Origin of the sequence: Chelativorans sp. Marseille-P2723 (assembly GCF_902809845.1) — a bacterium.
Taxonomy (GTDB): Bacteria; Pseudomonadota; Alphaproteobacteria; order Rhizobiales; family Rhizobiaceae; genus Chelativorans.
Genome location: NZ_CADDWI010000008.1, coordinates 876,626 through 893,711, shown reverse-complemented (window position 1 = coordinate 893,711; position 17,086 = coordinate 876,626). Strand labels below are relative to the sequence as shown.

14 protein-coding genes are annotated in these 17,086 nt (G+C 60.7%); 8 read left to right on the top strand and 6 right to left on the bottom strand.

The genetic code is table 11. The features are described 5' to 3' along the window. Positions 1-13 precede the first annotated feature (13 nt). From HUS57_RS05990 to HUS57_RS05975, 4 genes are read right to left on the bottom strand one after another with little or no spacing between them, the layout of a single operon-like run. On the bottom strand, positions 14-2,080 hold the full coding sequence (locus HUS57_RS05990) for a hypothetical protein (protein ID WP_173931959.1): 2,067 nt from the start codon (positions 2,078-2,080) through the stop codon (positions 14-16). A 1-nt stretch (position 2,081) separates the two neighbouring features. After that, a complete protein-coding gene (locus HUS57_RS05985) occupies positions 2,082-4,910 on the bottom strand; it encodes a DUF4159 domain-containing protein (protein ID WP_173931958.1) in 2,829 nt (942 codons plus the stop codon). Then, complete coding sequence (locus tag HUS57_RS05980) at positions 4,907-5,812, bottom strand: DUF58 domain-containing protein (protein ID WP_173931957.1); 906 nt, start codon at positions 5,810-5,812, stop codon at positions 4,907-4,909. The genes HUS57_RS05985 and HUS57_RS05980 overlap by 4 nt, the downstream gene beginning before the upstream one ends. A 22-nt stretch (positions 5,813-5,834) precedes the next feature. Then, entirely contained in the window at positions 5,835-6,857 is a 1,023-nt protein-coding gene (locus HUS57_RS05975; protein WP_173931956.1) for a MoxR family ATPase, read from the bottom strand. A 128-nt stretch (positions 6,858-6,985) separates the two neighbouring features. Here HUS57_RS05975 and HUS57_RS05970 point away from each other — a divergent pair, with 128 nt between their 5' ends. The 4 genes from HUS57_RS05970 to HUS57_RS05955 are packed head-to-tail and all read left to right on the top strand — an operon-like array spanning position 6,986 to position 10,443. Next, the gene (locus HUS57_RS05970; RefSeq protein WP_173931955.1) at positions 6,986-7,627 is read left to right on the top strand and encodes a DUF1285 domain-containing protein; all 642 of its coding nucleotides are present in this window, start codon (positions 6,986-6,988) and stop codon (positions 7,625-7,627) included. Further along, positions 7,624-8,259, top strand: a complete 636-nt coding sequence (locus tag HUS57_RS05965; protein ID WP_173931954.1) for a CoA pyrophosphatase — start codon at positions 7,624-7,626, stop codon at positions 8,257-8,259. The genes HUS57_RS05970 and HUS57_RS05965 overlap by 4 nt, the downstream gene beginning before the upstream one ends. Next, complete coding sequence (locus tag HUS57_RS05960; RefSeq protein ID WP_173931953.1) at positions 8,256-9,506, top strand: CCA tRNA nucleotidyltransferase; 1,251 nt, start codon at positions 8,256-8,258, stop codon at positions 9,504-9,506. The genes HUS57_RS05965 and HUS57_RS05960 overlap by 4 nt, the downstream gene beginning before the upstream one ends. Positions 9,507-9,561: 55 nt before the next feature. Beyond that, positions 9,562-10,443 carry a cation diffusion facilitator family transporter gene (locus tag HUS57_RS05955; RefSeq protein ID WP_173931952.1) on the top strand — a complete coding sequence of 294 codons (882 nt, stop codon included), beginning with the start codon at positions 9,562-9,564 and terminating at the stop codon, positions 10,441-10,443. Between the two features lie 51 nt (positions 10,444-10,494). On the opposite strand, the gene hemF is transcribed toward HUS57_RS05955, so the two are convergent. Next, the gene (hemF, locus tag HUS57_RS05950) at positions 10,495-11,409 is read right to left on the bottom strand and encodes an oxygen-dependent coproporphyrinogen oxidase (protein ID WP_173931951.1); all 915 of its coding nucleotides are present in this window, start codon (positions 11,407-11,409) and stop codon (positions 10,495-10,497) included. A gap of 107 nt (positions 11,410-11,516) precedes the next feature. On the opposite strand from hemF, the gene HUS57_RS05945 reads away from it, so the two are divergent. After that, a complete protein-coding gene (locus tag HUS57_RS05945) occupies positions 11,517-11,777 on the top strand; it encodes a hypothetical protein (protein ID WP_173931950.1) in 261 nt (86 codons plus the stop codon). 26 nt (positions 11,778-11,803) lie between these two features. Here HUS57_RS05945 and HUS57_RS05940 read toward each other — a convergent pair whose 3' ends face one another. After that, the gene (locus HUS57_RS05940; RefSeq protein WP_173931949.1) at positions 11,804-12,265 is read right to left on the bottom strand and encodes a tRNA (cytidine(34)-2'-O)-methyltransferase; all 462 of its coding nucleotides are present in this window, start codon (positions 12,263-12,265) and stop codon (positions 11,804-11,806) included. A gap of 668 nt (positions 12,266-12,933) precedes the next feature. On the opposite strand from HUS57_RS05940, the gene HUS57_RS05935 reads away from it, so the two are divergent. From HUS57_RS05935 to HUS57_RS05925, 3 genes are all read left to right on the top strand, one after another. Further along, positions 12,934-14,781: an ABC transporter ATP-binding protein gene (locus tag HUS57_RS05935; RefSeq protein ID WP_173931948.1), complete on the top strand. Its 1,848-nt coding sequence runs from the start codon at positions 12,934-12,936 to the stop codon at positions 14,779-14,781. Positions 14,782-14,783: 2 nt separating this feature from the next. Then, the gene (locus HUS57_RS05930) at positions 14,784-16,667 is read left to right on the top strand and encodes an ABC transporter ATP-binding protein (protein ID WP_173931947.1); all 1,884 of its coding nucleotides are present in this window, start codon (positions 14,784-14,786) and stop codon (positions 16,665-16,667) included. A gap of 190 nt (positions 16,668-16,857) precedes the next feature. Next, on the top strand, positions 16,858-17,043 hold the full coding sequence (locus tag HUS57_RS05925) for a DUF1059 domain-containing protein (protein WP_173931946.1): 186 nt from the start codon (positions 16,858-16,860) through the stop codon (positions 17,041-17,043). Positions 17,044-17,086: the final 43 nt, after the last annotated feature.

Genomic DNA, 17,086 nt, shown 5'->3' with positions numbered 1-17,086 from the left:
GCGTGGCCAGCAGTCAGCGCCCTTCGCGATACCACATCGAGCCGATTGCAAGTAGCAGAACGCCAAGGCCGAGAAAGCCAGCAAAGAGCGGCACCCTCCGCACGGATTTCAGAACGCTGTCGTTCGTTGTCTGAAGCCCGATCCAGTCCCGGCCAGCGGCAACAGAGGCATTGGAACGCACGGGAACGACGTTGGGGATACCGGCCCCGCCATCTCCCAGGCGGCGCACGCTGCCACGGCTTTCTTCGGCGGCCGGACGCAGGATCTCCTCGGTGGATGTGGCATCGGCGAATTCAGGCGCATTGACCGGGCCGACATGGGCAAGCGCGGAAAGCTCGCCATTTTCGATCTGGTAGAGGCCGATTTCCCCCACCTCCAGTGTCGCGTGGAAAAGGCCCGGCCCGGCAGCAGTGAGCTGTACATCGAGCTTATTGCCAGAGGGCGTTGTTACCGTAGCGCTTTCCGCCGACTCGTCCATCGTCTGGCGGACAATCTCAAGCTCCATCCCTCGGCCCTCGGCCGTCAGCCGTTCTTCCTCCAGTTCCGGCTCCTTCATAAGCCAGTGCGCGATCCGACGGTATAGCGAGACGTAAGGGCCGCCTCCCTCGTAATTGCGCGCCCAAAGCCAACCCTGATCGGACATGAACATGCCAACGCGACCTTCCCCTTCACGGGCAAGCAGGAGGAGGGGGCGGCCATCCGGTCCTTCCATCACCACTTGGCCTTGCGGGCGGTCGATGCCGACAATGCGGAACCAGCGGCTCCAATCCGGTGGCTCGGAAGCTGAACCATCCAGCGCCCGCGTCACGGGATGACGCTCGCCCATTTCGGAAAGTCGGGGATAGAACCCCGCTTCCACCACTTCGCCGTTTGGCAACCCTGGAAGGGTTGAAATCAGCGGTGTACGCGCGATCGACTGGTCGCCCGCGAATTCCGGGCCGGCGGCGATCAGCAGCGCGCCACCATTCTCCACATACTCGGCGATATAGTCGTAGTAGAGGATCGGCAGCACGTCACGATGCTGGTAGCGGTCGAAGATGATGAGGTCGAAATCGTTGATCTTCTCGACGAACAGCTCGCGTGTGGGAAAGGCGATCAGGGACAGCTCATTGATGGGCGTGCCGTCCTGCTTTTCCGGGGGGCGGAGAATCGTGAAATGGACGAGGTCCACTGAAGCGTCGGACTTCAGAAGGTTGCGCCAGGTACGCTCGCCAGAATGCGGTTCCCCGGATACGAGCAGCACCCGCAAATTTTCGCGGATACCATCAACCAGCGCGACGGCACGGTTGTTGGTCTTGGTAAGTTCGCCTTCCTCCGCTTCGATCCGCAACTCGATAATGTTGCGGCCAGCATTGGGAATGGTTACTTCCATGGGCATCTCACGCCCGATCACCGCCTGCTCGACGAGTGCAAGCTCGCCATTGACGAAGACCTCCACCTCAATGGCTCCGGCTTCCTGGTCGGAAGAGAGTACACGGTAGGTCATCTCCATCGGCTGGCCTACAATGCCGAAACGCGGCGCGCGCTCAAAGCGGATGCGCCGGTCGCGCTCGTCCTCCTCGCCGGTGATCAGTGCGTGGAGCGGCCCGGCAAGACCCGAAGCACCCGCCGGCGCATCGTGCACCTGCCCGTCCGTGATGAGGATGGAGCCTGCCACGCGCGAGGGCGGTACGTCCCGCAGCGTTCCTTCCAACGCTTCGAAGAGACGTGTTTGGGTATGCTCGTCCATCGCCTCCCCGCGCCCTGCCCTTACCACACGAAGCTCGAACTGGTTGAAACCGGAGAGGCGTTCCTGCAAGGCCTCCGCCGCCCTGCGCGTGGTTTGCGAACGATCGCCGATATCCTGGCTTTGACTTTCGTCAACCACAAGCGCGACTACGCTCTTGAGGGGTTCGCGCTCCTCCTCCAGCAGGACCGGGTTGGCGAGGGCGAGAGCCAAGACTGCAAGCGCCGCAAGCCGAAGCAGCGCGCCGCGCCGGCCGAAAACGAGGCTCCAGGCCATGAGGGTTGCCAAAGGCAGCAGCAGGAACCCCAGCACCGTCCACGAGATTAATGGCTCGAAACTGATGGACCAGTTCATGCTACTGCCCCAGCCGTTCCAGAATCGCTGGCACGTGCACCTGGTCCGACTTATAGTTACCGGTAAGCATGTACATCATGATATTCACGCCCGCCCTGAGCGCGTAGACTCGCTGCATGGGGTCGGCGGGAACGGTGGGCATCAACGGCGCTCCGGAATTGTCAATCGCCCATGCGCCGGCCAGATCGTTGCCGGTGATCATGATGGGAGTGACGCCATCGCCCGTCCGCACTGGCCGGTCGGCGCGGGTCTCCGCGGTGACGGAAGCCTCCACCCAAAGCGCGCTGCCACGATAGCGGCCGGGGAAATCATTCAGGATGTAGAACGCTTTCGTCAGTACGTGATCATCCGGCACGGGTTCGAGGGGGGGCACATTGAGGCCGGAAAGTATATCGCGAAGACGCTGCGTTTCAGGGCTCACCGAGCCCGAGGCACCGAACCCAGAGGAATACTGGTCACGCGTGTCGAAAAGCACGGTGCCGCCTTGCTGCATATACGCGTCGATGCGCGCTATCGCCTCTTCTGAAGGCATGGGCGCCGCTGCGTCGATAGGCCAGTAGATGAGAGGATAGAAGGAAAGTTCATCGGTAGCGATGTCGACTCCCGCCGGTTCTCCCGGCTCCAGCGCCGTCTTCTCGCTCAGGAAGCGCGACAAGCCCATTATACCGGCGCGACTTACAGCATCCACCGACGATGCGCCCGTGATCACATAGGCTATGCGGGTGGCCGAGACGGAGGCAATGGCTTCCTCATCGCCGGGCATTGGCTGGTCTTGTGCAAGGGATGCATCGGGCGCCATCAGTGCAAGTCCAAGGGCCGCGGCCAGCAAGGTTGCAGCCGAGCCTGTAGCGCGCCGCCGGTTCGGTCGCCATTGAAGCAGGCCGCCGAGCCAGAATATTGCCAGCGTGTCCAGAGCGAGCAGACCAAGCGCAGCGAGCAAAAGCGTTCCGCGGAGAGGCCGCGAGGAATCGAATGCATAGCCCGCAGTCGCCACCGGCACGGGGGCGGCAGGTTGCATGAGAGATTCAAGCGCGTCATCCGGTCCAAGCAGATTATGCGCGATGACGCCTTCCTCGGAACCGTAGAGACCGGGCGGATTGGCAAGGGTAACGGGTGCGTCTGCATGCAACGCGAGCGGTTCGGCCTCCGGTCCCGGCGGCACAAGAAGCCCTTCGGCGGAAATCATCCGATAAGGCGCGAGCCGCCCAACCTGCTCCTCCGCTTCAGTTGTCGCCGCCCCCTGGTTGCGCGATAGCTGCACAACGCGCCTCAACATCTCCACGAAAGTGCCGGAGATGGGCAGGTTCGACCACGTGGCTTCGGGCGTGACGTGGAAAAGGATCACCCTGCCCTCGCCGCGCGCTGCCCCCGTCACGAGCGGGGTGCCGTCTGCCAGATTGGCCCAGGTGCGCGCCACAATGTCAGCCGAAGGCTCCGCTAGCACCTGCCGGCTTACAGTCACCTCACGCGGGGGCGGAAGGTCGGAAAACGGCCCGTCTGCGGGAAACTCGGTCACGGCCTGGGGTTCGGACCATGAAAGCGTTCCTCCCAGCGAACGCTCGCCTCCGCGCAGGCGAACGGGCAGGAGTTCATCGTCATTGCCAGCAGCGGCCATGCGCGGCCCGGCGAAGCGCACAAGCGTGCCGCCTGCCTGCATCCATTCGATGAGCGGGGAACGCACCGAGTCGGGTAGCGTACCCACATCGGCCATGATGATGGCTGCAGGCTGCTGCTCGAGAAGCTGGGGAATCGCTTCCGTCAGTTCCGGGTTGGAAGGTTCCAGAAGATCGGCATAGGGGGCCAGCGCACTGCGGATGTAGTAGAGTGGGGCAAGCAGTGGTTGCGCGGTATCCGGCGCCGTCGGCGCGACAAGACCCACGCGTCGACGACGAGCATTTTCATCGAGCAGCCGCAGCGCGCCTGCGTGGCGCTGGCCATCGATGGCGAGAGATGCAAAATCGTTGCGCAGCTCGAAGGGCACGCGTATCTCCCCAGAGGTACGCGTCTCCCCCGGCCCGAAGCTTACCAGCGTTTCCGCGATGCGCCGCCCCTGTTCGTCGGCGGCATAGACGCCGATCTGCCTTGGCCCCGACTCGCGTTCAGGACGCACCGCGGTGACCCTGAAATGCTCCGGTTCATTGGCACTGTCGGCTAGCGCCACAGCGTCAGACCCATCCGGCTCAATCCAGATGACGTCCGAAAGTCCGGCTGTGAACAGTTCCTGGAAAGCCGCTTCATCGCCTGGGGCGGCAAGCCCGTCCGTCAGCAGCGCCAGCGTAGCGCCGGGCATCTGTGCCAGCGCGTCTGAAACGCGGGCATAGATGGCGGGGCGATCGACAGGCACCGGGCGTGGAACAGCCGCGTTCAGCCGTTCGAGCGCAGCATCTGCGCCGAAGGGGCCAACATCCTGCGCGGGAGGCTCGGCAGTGAGCGCCAGAACTACCGGCGCACCGCTCTCGCGGGCGTCGGTGATGAGCCGGTTGGCGGTCGCGACGCGCCGATCCCAGTCGGGAGCGCTTGACCATCCATTGTCGATCACGAGAGCCAGCCCCCGCCCCCCGATTGCCATGCGCTCTTGCGGATTGAAGACCGGATCGGACAGCGCGAGGATAACCAGGAAAGCAAGCATCAGCCGCAGCAGCGTCAACCACCAAGGGCTCTGGTGAGGTGTCTCCTCGCGCCGAATGATGCGTGCCAAGAGGGCGAGCGGGGGAAATGCCTCCTGTTGCGGGCGCGGCGGGGTGAGCCGCAGGAGCCACCAGATCACCGGCAGCGCGAGAAGGCCCCACAGGACCATCGGTGCGCCGAAACTGAGCGGCAGGAAATTCATATCCGCGCCCCGATCTCGGACGTCATGGCAACATGCACGCGAATAAGCGCCTCAGAGGCAAGCCGGTCGGTGTGGTTGACCGTATAGCTCCAGCCGAGCTTCTTGCACCAGCGGCTCAGTTCCTCCCGCCGTGCGATATAGAGCCGGCGATAATCCTCGCGAAGTGTTTCGGCACGTCCGGCAGTCAGACGCGCGCCGGACTCAGGGTCCACAAACTCCGTTCGCCCAGAATAGGGAAAGCTCTCCTCGGCAGGGTCTGCCACTTCGATCAGATGCGCGCGAACGCCTGCATGCACCAACGGATCGAGCCACGCCATGGTCTCTTCGGGCAAGTCCAGAAAGTCCCCGGCCAACACCACATCGGAAAAGCGTCGAATGTGCTTCAGGTTCGGAGGTCCCGAAGACGGCTCAGCGTGACTGATATATTGTGCCAATCGCTCAGCTGCGTTACGGGCAGCGAAGGGACTGGTAACACCTGGCCAGCCAATGCGCTCACCACTGCGTGAAAGCAGTTCGGCAAGAGCGAGGATGAGAACCAGCGCGCGGGACTCCTTTGAAACATCGGCAAGCTTTGACTGGTAGAGCATAGAAGGCGAGCGGTCGGCCCAGAGCCAGACAGTGTGGGCAGCCTCCCATTCCCGGTCGCGCACATAGATATGATCATCGCGCGCGGACCGGCGCCAATCGATCCGTGCAACCGCCTCCCCCTCTACATAGGGCCGGAACTGCCAAAAATTTTCGCCTATGCCCTGCTTCCGTCGACCATGCCAGCCAGCAATCACATTGTTGACGACACGGCGGGCTTCAATCAGCAGGTCCGGTACAAGCGATGCGCGCGTTCGCGCGCGGATGAGCGCATCGACCGGTGCAACGGGGGCGGTAACCTCACCTATCCGCGCCATTAGCCTCGCTTTCGTCGTACTGTCATCCGAGCGCCGCCACCAATCTTCCGATAACGTCGCGCACGCTCATGCCTTCCGCGCGCGCAGCAAAGGTAAGCGCCATGCGATGCTGCAATATCGGCTCCGCCAGCGCGCGAACATCATCCACGGAAGGTGCAAGCCGCCCATCGTAAAGCGCGCGAGCGCGAGCGCAGAGCGTCAGCGCCTGACTTGCTCGCGGCCCCGGCCCCCAACCGACGTGGCGGTCAGTTTCAGGGTTGCCGAGCCCCGGACGAGCCGAACGAACGAGCGTAAGTATCGCCTCTACCACGCTTTCCGGCACCGGCATCCGGCGGATGAGCGCCTGAATCTCCTTCAACCGCTCCGGCGATAGCACATTTACCGCCTTCGCCTCCTCGATCCCGGTTGTCTCAAGAAGAATGCGGCGCTCGGCGTCCAGTTCCGGGTAGAGGATGTCGATCTGCATGAGAAAGCGATCGAGCTGCGCTTCGGGCAACGGATAGGTGCCTTCCTGCTCCAATGGGTTCTGCGTGGCGAGCACGTGAAATGGCGAGGGCAAGTCGTAACGATGCCCAGCCACTGTGACGTGATATTCCTGCATGGACTGGAGCAGCGCGGACTGGGTGCGCGGGCTCGCACGGTTAATCTCGTCTGCCATCAAGAGCTGCGCGAAAATCGGCCCGTGCAGGAACCGGAAGGAGCGGCGGCCTTTCTCGTCCTGCTCCATAACCTCGGAACCCAGAATATCCGAGGGCATTAGGTCTGGCGTGAACTGAACCCGCCGCGCATCCAGGCCCAGCACGATACCTAATGTTTCTACCAGCTTTGTCTTGGCAAGGCCCGGCACGCCCACCAGAAGTGCGTGACCGCCTGCCAGCAACGCCACGAGCGTTCGCTCAACCACCGCCTCCTGACCAAAAATAACGCGGCCGACCCCTTCACGCACAAGGGCAATGTCAGCGAGCGCAGCCTCCGCTTCGGCAACCATTTTCCCTTCATCAGCTGGCGTCGTGGCGGTCCGTTGATCCCTCGCTAGAATACTCATGCAGCCCTTCCTTGCTTCTTTGCCGGAGCGGCGGCCAGTGCGATATAGGAATCGCAGCGTCTCACCTGGTTGGAATTAGATGAGTTCACCACCGTGACAAGCCGAACAACAGTGACTATTTCGTGACCATGTCCAGAATATACGCGGAAAACCCAAGGAAGCCTGAAGAGTTGACGCAGGCAGGTGGTGATGCGGCACAATTATCGGCGCTGATTGCCCGGGCAGCTCGTGCCGGAAAGGGGCCCCCGCCGGTGGAACGCTGGAATCCCCCTTTCTGCGGTGATCTTGACATGGAGATCCGCGCAGACGGCACATGGTTCTATCTTGGAACGCCAATTACCCGCCCGGCACTCGTGAACCTTTTTGCATCCGTCCTGCGCAAGGATGAGGACGGCAGGACCTATCTTGTAACACCAGTGGAAAAGGTGGGCATCCGCGTCGAGGACGCCCCCTTCATCGCGGTAGAGATGGCAGCGACAGGCAAGGGGGAAGACCAGACGATTACATTCCGGACCAACGCAGGTGATGTGGTGGAAGCAGGACCGGATCACCCGCTTCGCTTCGTCGAAGAAGACGGCACCGACGGCACGAAGCCCTATGTGCTGGTTAGGGGCCGGCTGGAGGCACTGGTCGCCAGGCAGGTTACATACGAGCTTCTGGCGCTCGGAGAGGAGATAGAGATGGAAGGCCGGCGCATGTTCGCCCTGCGCTCGAAAGGTGCAGTCTTTCCCGTCATGTCGACCGATATGCTGGAGGCGGCAAGCAAATGAGCGCCAGCATTGATGACATCCTCTTTTCAGCGGCCGAGTTCCGCCGGCGGGCAGCATTGCAGGATCCTAGTCTCGTCACTGAAGATTATGGCGATCACCGGCTCAATCCGGATCTGAAGCGCCTGATTCTTCGCCAGCGCCTTCACGAAGCGGCCGTTCTTGTTCCGGTCGTCGATCGTGAGAGGGAAGGCTCCGTCATCCTAACACAGCGCACGACTAAGCTTCGCAACCATTCCGGCCAGATCGCCCTTCCAGGCGGGCGTATCGACCCGACCGACCCCTCCCCTGAACATGCCGCTCTGCGCGAGGCGGAGGAGGAGATCGGGCTTGATCCATCGCTCGTGGAGGTAGTGGGACGCATGCCGGATTACGTGACGAATAGCGGCTATCGTGTCCGGCCCGTTCTTGCGGTAGTGCAGCCGGATTTCTCGCTCGTCCTCAATGCCGACGAGGTCGACGATGCCTTCGAGGTGCCCCTTTCCTTCCTCATGGACCCGGCCAACCACCGCCGTGAGAGTCGTCTTTGGGAAGAACAGGAAAGATTTTTTTATACAATGCCTTATGGCGAGAGATTCATTTGGGGTGTAACGGCAGGCATCCTGCACATGCTCTATGAAAGGCTCTATGCTTGATCGGAGAGACAGCCAGCATAGCGGGTGCCTCCTGGTTACGGGATCGCGACCTGCAGACACTCCTCTCCATCTTGAACGAAGATGGAGAGGAGGCGCGAATCGCCGGAGGGGCAGTGCGAAACGGGCTTATGGGAGAAAAGGTGACCGATGTGGATATCGCAACCACCACCCTGCCCGACGAAACAATGAGGCGCGCGAAGGCTGCAGGCTTCAAGGTGGTGCCCACGGGTTACGACCACGGCACGATAACAGTCATCGCCAGGGGAAAGCCCTACGAGGTGACGACGCTGCGCGCCGATGTGGAGACCTTCGGACGCCACGCCCGCGTCGTCTTCGGGCGGGATTGGACAGCGGACGCGGAACGGCGCGATTTTACAATCAACGCGCTTTATGCAGAGCCCGACGGGCGCGTGATCGATCTTGTCGGCGGCCTTGCCGACCTGCGTTCGCGCACAGTGCGCTTCATCGGCGAGCCGGAAAGTCGCATCCGCGAGGATTATTTACGCATACTACGTTTCTTCCGTTTCTACGCGTGGTATGGCACAGGGCGTCCGGACGCGGAGGGGCTCAAAGCTTGCGCTCGGCTGAAGGGGGGCATGTCAAAGCTCTCGGCCGAGCGGATCTGGATAGAGCTGAAGAAGCTCTTTTCGGCCCCAGATCCTTCGCGCTCGCTTCTATGGATGCGTCAAACCGGCGTGCTTACGCAAGTTGTGCCGGAAAGCGAGAAGTGGGGGATTGATGCAATTCCCTCAATGATTGCGGCAGAGCGCGACCTTGGCTGGACAAGGGACCCGCTTTTAAGGCTTGCAGCCATCCTGCCGCCTGATCCGGAGCGGGTAGAGGCGCTTGCCAAGCGATTGCGCTTTTCGAAGGCCGAAACCGCCGCCCTCGCCGCCTGGGCGGAAGCACCGGAACCCGATCCGAAGCTCGGGGATGACGAATTCGCCGAGATGCTCTACCGAAGCGGAACCCAAGGCATCAAGTGGGGGCTGAAGATCGGCCTTGCAAAGGCGCGCGCCCATGCAACCCACGACGACCGAGCCTTCGTGAAGGCGGCGGCTTTTCAGCGTCTCCTCGACATGCTCTCCCGGTGGAAGCGGCCCGTCTTTCCTATAAAAGGCAAGGACCTCATCGCCCGCGGTCTTACGCCAGGGGAACAACTCGGCGCCGCGCTGAAAAACCTTGAAGAGAAATGGATCGCATCAGGCTTTTCACTGACGCGAGAGGCTCTTCTGGAAGAGTATTGAGGTTCCGGGTTCAGTCCGGCTTGCCAGTATCTATGTTTCAGGCAAAGGAGACCCGATGCCGTCCACCACGCTCATACGCCGTATTTCCTCGTGGTCGATCCTTATTGGTATTGCGATCTTCGCCCTTAAGCTCACCGCCTGGTGGATAACAGGCTCTGTGGCGCTGTTTTCGGATGCGATGGAATCGGTGGTCAATGTGGTGGCTTCAATAGTCGCCTGGTATGCGATCCGCGTCTCCTTCCTCCCTGCTGACGAGAACCATCCCTTCGGTCATCACAAGGCGGAGTATTTCTCGGCAGTCCTTGAAGGCGTTCTGATCGTGGTGGCAGCGCTCCTCATCCTGCGCGAGGCGGCGCTTGCCTTCGCGCAGCCGCACGCGCTGGCCGCACCGGCAGCCGGGCTTGTCATCAACGCAGCCGCAGCCGTAGGCAATGGCGTATGGGCCTTCGTGCTGATGCGCGTCGGACGGCGCGCCCGTTCGCCCGCGCTTGTTGCCGACGGCAAGCACCTGTGGACCGATGTCATTACTTCGGCAGGCATTATCGTCGGCCTTTTGCTGGCTGTTTCCACCGGCTGGCTATGGCTTGATCCAGTGATGTCGATCGTCGTCGCAGGCAACATACTGTGGCATGGCTGGCATCTGGTGCGCTCATCCGTCCAGGGACTCATGGATACGGCCATCGATCCGCAGGATCTGGCTGAGATCGAGCGAGTAGTGGCGCAGAATAGCGAAGGGGCGCTGGAATTTCACGACCTCAAGACGCGGGAGGCAGGCCGCGCTCGATTCGTAGAGTTCCATCTCGTCGTCCCCTCGCAGATGACAGTTGAACGTGCGCATGAAATCTGCGACCGCATCGAACATGCGCTGGCAAGATCCATTCCGGGTGCGCGCGTCACCATCCATGTGGAGCCGACCCACAAGGCCAAACACGCGTAAGGCATCTTCGCTAAGGCGGCGGCCAAAATTACACCCCGCCCAAACGCAGGTTCACGGCCAACGTACGAGAGGCGGCAGACTCGATAGGATTGATTCCACATTGCCACCCGTCTTCAGGCCAAAGACGGTGCCGCGGTCGTAGAGCAGGTTGAACTCGACATAACGGCCGCGCCGTACGAGTTGCTCGTCGCGGTCGGCTTCGGTCCAGTTAACGTTGAAGTTGCGCCGCACAAGATGACGATAGACCACGAGGAAGGCGCGGCCCAGATCCTGCGTGAAAGCAAAATCGGCTTCCCAGCCTCCTTTTTCCTCCGGCGTCTTCAACCAATCGTAAAAGATGCCTCCTATCCCGCGGGATTCATTGCGGTGGGGTAGAAAGAAATATTCGTCGCACCAACGCTTCAACCTATCGTAGGCGGCCACTCCAGCATGTTTCTCGCACACGAAGCGCATAGCCTCGTGGAAAGCGATCGTATCCGGGTCTTCCTGGCTGCGGCGCCGGTTGAGCATTGGCGTCAGGTCCGCGCCACCGCCGAACCATTGCCTTGTGGTGACCACCATCCGCGTGTTCATGTGCACGGCCGGAACATTGGGATTCTGCGGATGAGCAATGAGGGAGATGCCGGAAGCCCAGAAGCGCGGATCCTCCTCTGCCCCCGGGATCTGCTTGCGAAAATCGGGGGAGAACTCACCGTAAACAGTGGAGGTATGGACACCGACCTTCTCGAACACCCGCCCCTGCATCATCGACATAACACCGCCGCCGCCCGCTCCGCCATTACGTTGCCAGGGAGAGCGCTCGAACCGGCCGGGTGCGCGCGTGGAAAGTGGGCCGGTAAGCTCGTCCTCCAGTTCCTCAAAAGCGGCACATATGTCATCTCGCAGGTTCTCGAACCAGTTCCGGGCGATCTCCTTCTTTTCCTCAATGTCATCCGGCAAGCCTGCCGGCAGGTCTGGACGTTCCATCAACTCTTTCCGCTTACCAAGGCCGGTGTATCCGACGAACAAAAAGACTCGCAAATTCCTGTTGTGATGCTCTATTCTCCGTGTCTGTCGGGTCAAGGAGTTCTTTCGTGCGCGTACCCGCCAAACCGCCGCTGGACAGGCTGAAACGTAGCCTGGATAAGAGGCGTTCCAAAAAAGGGGAGCGCCTGCCGCGCGATGGTTTTATCCGAGAAACATTCTCGCTGCCGCGTGAGGCAGCCCGCGCCAAAGCCCGTGAATGGCTGGAGCGCTGGCCCAAACAAGCCTATTGGACGGAAATTGAAAGCTGGGCGGAACGACCGGGCGACGTGATCGAATTCACGATGCGCCGTCTGCCCAGTGCGGATTGACGCGTAATACCAAGGCGTCACCCGTCTCAACGCACTTGCCGGAGCGCTTCGCCGCATCCCATTGCCGCAGCAAGCGCGACATTGAGGCTGCGCGCCCCGTCGCGCATTGGAATAATGACCCGGTAATCAGCAGCATCATGCACCTCGTCCGGTACTCCGGCAGATTCACGACCGAAAAGCAGAACGTCGCCGTCAAGGAATGTAAAGGCAGTGTAAGGAATAGCCCCCCGCGTCGAAAAGAGGATCAACCGACGCTCCTCCTGCCGCCGCCATTGGTCGAATGCTTCCCAGTAATCATGGCGATGAAGATTGGCCATTTCCAGATAATCCATGCCCGCACGCTTGAGGGAGCGGTCACCAAGATCAAAGCCCGCAGGCTCGATCAGGTCGACCTCTACGCCGAGACAGGCTGCAAGACGCAGGATTGCACCCGTGTTCCCCGGAATGTCGGGCTGATACAATGCAATACGAAATCCTTTCTGTTTCATTTTTCAGGTGTTGCTCCTCCCAATTGTGTTCCATAATGGACGACCGATAAGGTCCACCCTACTGGCCAGGTACATCTCAAAGGCATATAAGGCAGGCAAGTCTATCGCAAACTGTTGGAGGCGTCATGGATCTCCAGATAGTGACCGTCCCGATCAGCGTACGCCCGTGGATCGTGATCAGGCTCCCGGCCCTGACGGCGGCTTCGCTCTCCAGTTTTTCCTAAAGCTACCAGCACAAAGAGGGAATCCGCCGGATCGCTTTTCCGGAATGCTTGAGGATTCGCTCGATGTCGGCAATTTCCACAGTGGTGCTTGAAGTATTTCAAAGCTTTGGCCAGAGCGCTTCCGGTCGCGGGGGCGACCTTCCATGTCGACGGTCTGGTGTTTCGCCTGGAAGTTTGGCGCTACATGGGCACATTTTCGTTGAGACGCACAAGGGACGCTGGCGTTACCATGTCGAGGCACGGGTCTTTGCGGAGACAGATTCGGCTCTTGAGCGCCACGTTGTGCAGCAAATTGGGCATTCGGAGAACGAGCATCGTGCAAGAAGCGGCGGCGTTAAGGCCGTTACCGAAACAAGGCAAAAGTCTCTGAAAGAACAAGGAAATTGCCGGGTGTGCCGCCAGCACCCTTAGTGTGGCTGAGCGGCCTCCAGCACGAGGACAAAAATGTTTAACTGGTTTGAAAAACGCCTTGAGCCATTTCCTGCTGAGGAGATGGAGGAGCCGCCGAAGACGCTTATTGCCTTCTGCCTGCATTTCACGCGCGGGGCATGGCCCTATCTCGCCGTCTCAGCCGTGCTGATGGCCCTCATCGCCATCACCGAAGTGTGGATGTTCTCCTTTCTCGGCAATATCGTCGACTGGTTGTCGGAGAAGGACAGGGAAACGTTCATCCAGACCGAGGGGCTGAAGCTTGCAGGGATGGCCGTCATCATTCTCGTCTTTCTGCCAGCAGCAGTGCTCGCACACTCACTCGTGAACCAACAGGTGCTCATGGGAAACTATCCCATGCGCATCCGCTGGCTCGTGCACCGTTACCTGCTGCGCCAGTCCATGAGCTTTTATCAGGACGAGTTTGCCGGGCGCATCGCTACCAAACTGATGCAGACCGCGCTCGCTGTTCGCGAATGCGTCATCAAGCTGATCGAGGTACTGAATTACGTCGTCGTCTATTTCACCGGCATGATCATAATCGTGGCCAGCGCGGACATCAGGCTGGCCATTCCGCTCGGTGGATGGCTAGTGGGCTACATACTGCTGTTGCGGTACTTCATCCCGAAGCTTGGGCGGGTGGCGGAGAAACAGGCAGATGCCCGCTCCGTCATGACCGGCCGCGTGGTTGACAGCTACACCAATATTCAGACCGTAAAACTCTTCTCCCACGCGCGCCGGGAAGCCTCCTTCGCGCGGGCGGGAATGGAGGTTTTCCTTCAGGCGGTCTATCGTCAGATGCGTCTGATCACGAGCCTCTATGGCCTCTTGTACCTGCTCAACTCGCTCTGCCTCTTTGTCATCGGTGCGCTTTCATTGTGGTTGTGGCTGGAGGAAGCGGTCACTGTCGGAGCGGTGGCGGTAGCTATCGGCCTCGTCCTGCGGCTGTGGGGCATGTCGCAGTGGATCATGTGGGAAATGTCAATGCTGTTCGAGAATATCGGGACGGTTCAGGATGGCATCTCCTCGATATCCCTGCCCCGACTCGTGGAAGACAAGCCCGGGGCCAGAGAGCTGGTCGTCGACAAGGGAGAGATTGTCTTTGACCGCATCCGATTTCACTACGGCAAGAAGGGCGGGGTCATCGAGGATCTTTCCCTCACCATCCGCCGGGGAGAGAAAGTCGGGCTCGTCGGCCGCTCGGGCGCGGGCAAGTCGACGCTGGTCAACCTGCTGCTTCGCTTCTACGATCTTGAGGGCGGCCGTATCCTGATTGACGGTGTGAACATCGCTGACGTCAGGCAGGATTCCCTTCGCGCGCAGATCGGCATGGTAACGCAAGATACATCGCTGCTGCACCGCTCGGTGCGCGACAACATCGTATATGGACGGCCAGATGCCACCGACCAGATGGTGCTGGAAGCAGCGCGGCGTGCCGAAGCTCTGGACTTCATCCAGGAGCTTCACGACATAAAGGGCAGAACAGGCTTCGATGCCCATGTCGGTGAAAGAGGCGTAAAGCTTTCAGGCGGTCAGCGGCAACGGATCGCGATCGCCCGCGTAATGCTGAAGGACGCGCCCATCCTGATCCTGGACGAGGCGACATCCGCGCTAGATTCGGAAGTCGAGGCCGCCATACAGGAGAACCTTTACCGCCTCATGGAGGGCAAGACCGTGATCGCCATAGCACACCGCCTTTCAACGATCGCCGCCATGGACCGGCTGGTTGTGATGGATGGTGGCCGGATCGTGGAGGAAGGGAGCCATGACGAGTTGATTGACCGGGGTGGCCTCTACGCACAGCTCTGGCGTCGGCAGTCCGGCGGCTTTCTTGATCTTCAACCTGCGGAGGCCGCCGAATAGGAATGGGCGTGAACGAGGAAATCCGGGTGAGCATTGGCGAAAGGCTCTGGCGGCGTGCCGAAGGAGTGATCGATCCCTTCGGCGATACCGAAAGGGAAGTGCTGCCCCAGGAGGCTCATAAGTTCATCCTGTTCTTCGCCTCGCAGGCAAAGGGTCCCTTCATCCTGCTGCTGCTGGTCGGCGGGCTGGCGGGCGCTGTGGACGCTGCGCTCTACTGGGGCCTCGGGCGCCTCATTGACCTGCTCGATTCATCGACGCCCAGGACGCTTGTCGCCGATCACTGGCCTGCCCTGCTGGGCCTGCTGTTCCTGGTGCTCTTCGCCCGCGCGGCGGTGATGATCGCCAATACGGTGATCGAGGAACAGGTCATCGCTCCTTCTTTCTATCAGCGCGTGCGCTGGCAATCCTTCCGCCGCGTGATGGAGCAGCCATACGAGTTCTACCAGAACGATTTTGCAGGCCGTATCGCCACCAAGATCATGCAGGGCGGTGAAGCAACCGGCGACTTCATCGTCTCGGCTCTCCAGACCATGTGGAGCTTCCTGACCTTTCTTCTGCTGGCGGGTACGATACTTACCGCGCTCGATCCCATACTTGGGCTCGTCCTGGCGATCTGGTTCATCTGTTATCTGATCGCGGCGCGGTATCTTCTGCCTCCTCTGAGAAGGGCCGGAAAGCGCCGGGCCGACGAACGCTCGATTCTGAACGGACGCATGGTTGACGCCTTCACCAACATCGTTGCGGTGAAGCTCTTTGACAGCGGGCGGCGAGAGCATGCCTATGTGCGGGACGGCATGAACCGGCTTCTTGATGCCGTTCGCGCAATGACCCGCGCGATAACGCGCGTGCGGGCGACCGTCTTCATCCTGAACGGCTTCATGATGGCAGCTATTGGAACGCTTGCCGTCATGAGCTGGATCAACGGGAACGCAACGACCGGCGAGATTGCCGCCGCAATGGGGCTGGTCTTCCGGCTGAACCAGATGTCGGGCTACATGATGTTCTCCGTCAACGGGCTGATCCGTGCCTATGCGACGGTGCAGGACGCCACGGGGGTAATTTCACGCCGGCCAGCCATTCGGGATGCGCCTGACGCGCGCCTTCTGGAACGCGGCAAGGGGGACATCCGCTTTGAGAACGTCTCTTTCCACTATGGCAAGGAAGGCGGTGTCATCGAGAACCTGAATCTGCACATCCGTCCTGGCGAACGGGTGGCGCTGATCGGCCCGTCGGGGGCTGGCAAGACAACGATCATCAATCTGATGCTGCGGCTCTTCGACGTGGAGAGCGGACGCATCCTGCTTGACGGGCATGACATCCGCGAGGTGACGCAGGCATCGCTTCGAGCGCAGTTCGGCGTGGTCAGTCAGGAGCCGATCCTGATGCACCGTTCTATCCGTGACAATATCGCCTATGGCAAGCCTGGTGCGAGCGACGAGGAGGTCATTGCAGCGGCGAAGCGTGCGTCTGCGCATGATTTCATCATGGGCGTAAGGGATGGCCGCGGCCGCAGTGGCTACGACGCCTATGTAGGCGAACGCGGCGTGAAGCTTTCCGGCGGCCAACGTCAGCGCATCGCCATTGCCCGCATGATGCTGAAGGATGCACCCATTCTCATTCTCGATGAAGCAACGTCCTCGCTCGATTCGGAAATCGAAGGAGCGATCCAGGAGCATCTTGAAAGCCTTATGGAAGGCAAAACGGTCATCGCCATTGCTCATCGCCTTTCGACCATCGCGGCCCTTGATCGGCTGATAGTCATCGACAAGGGCAAGATCGTGGAAGAAGGCACGCATGAGGAATTGAAGCGGGCGAGTGGGCTTTACGCTCAACTCTGGAAGCGCCAGTCTGGAGGCTTTCTGCAGGAGCGGCTTGCCGCAGAATAGGCTACCGGCGGTATCCCCGAGTCGCTCAGAAAAGTTTTCTTAGCCTTACAACGTCCTCTTGCGTCTTGTCGGATGGACAGGCTGTTGCGGTCATATAAATCGTGATCGCAGAAAATGTCTCGGTTTGGCACACTTCCAGGGAAACGTGCTAGGGTAACCCTTGCCAATCGGAACAGAGGAGAATGGTCCATTGAAGGAGTTTCATTGCGGAGCGCTTGTCCCCGGCTGCGACTGGCATACCCGGAATGGGGCGGAGGCGGAGGTGATCCGCCGCGCCGTCGAGCACATGCGCGCAGTACATGGCGAGGCGATCATCCGCGAGAGCATGATCGAGGCGATCCGATCGCGCATCGTTGAGGACCGAGACGCGGCCTGAGTTCCGATGTCTTACCGGAGCTTCAGGCAGCAGTCGCAGCGCC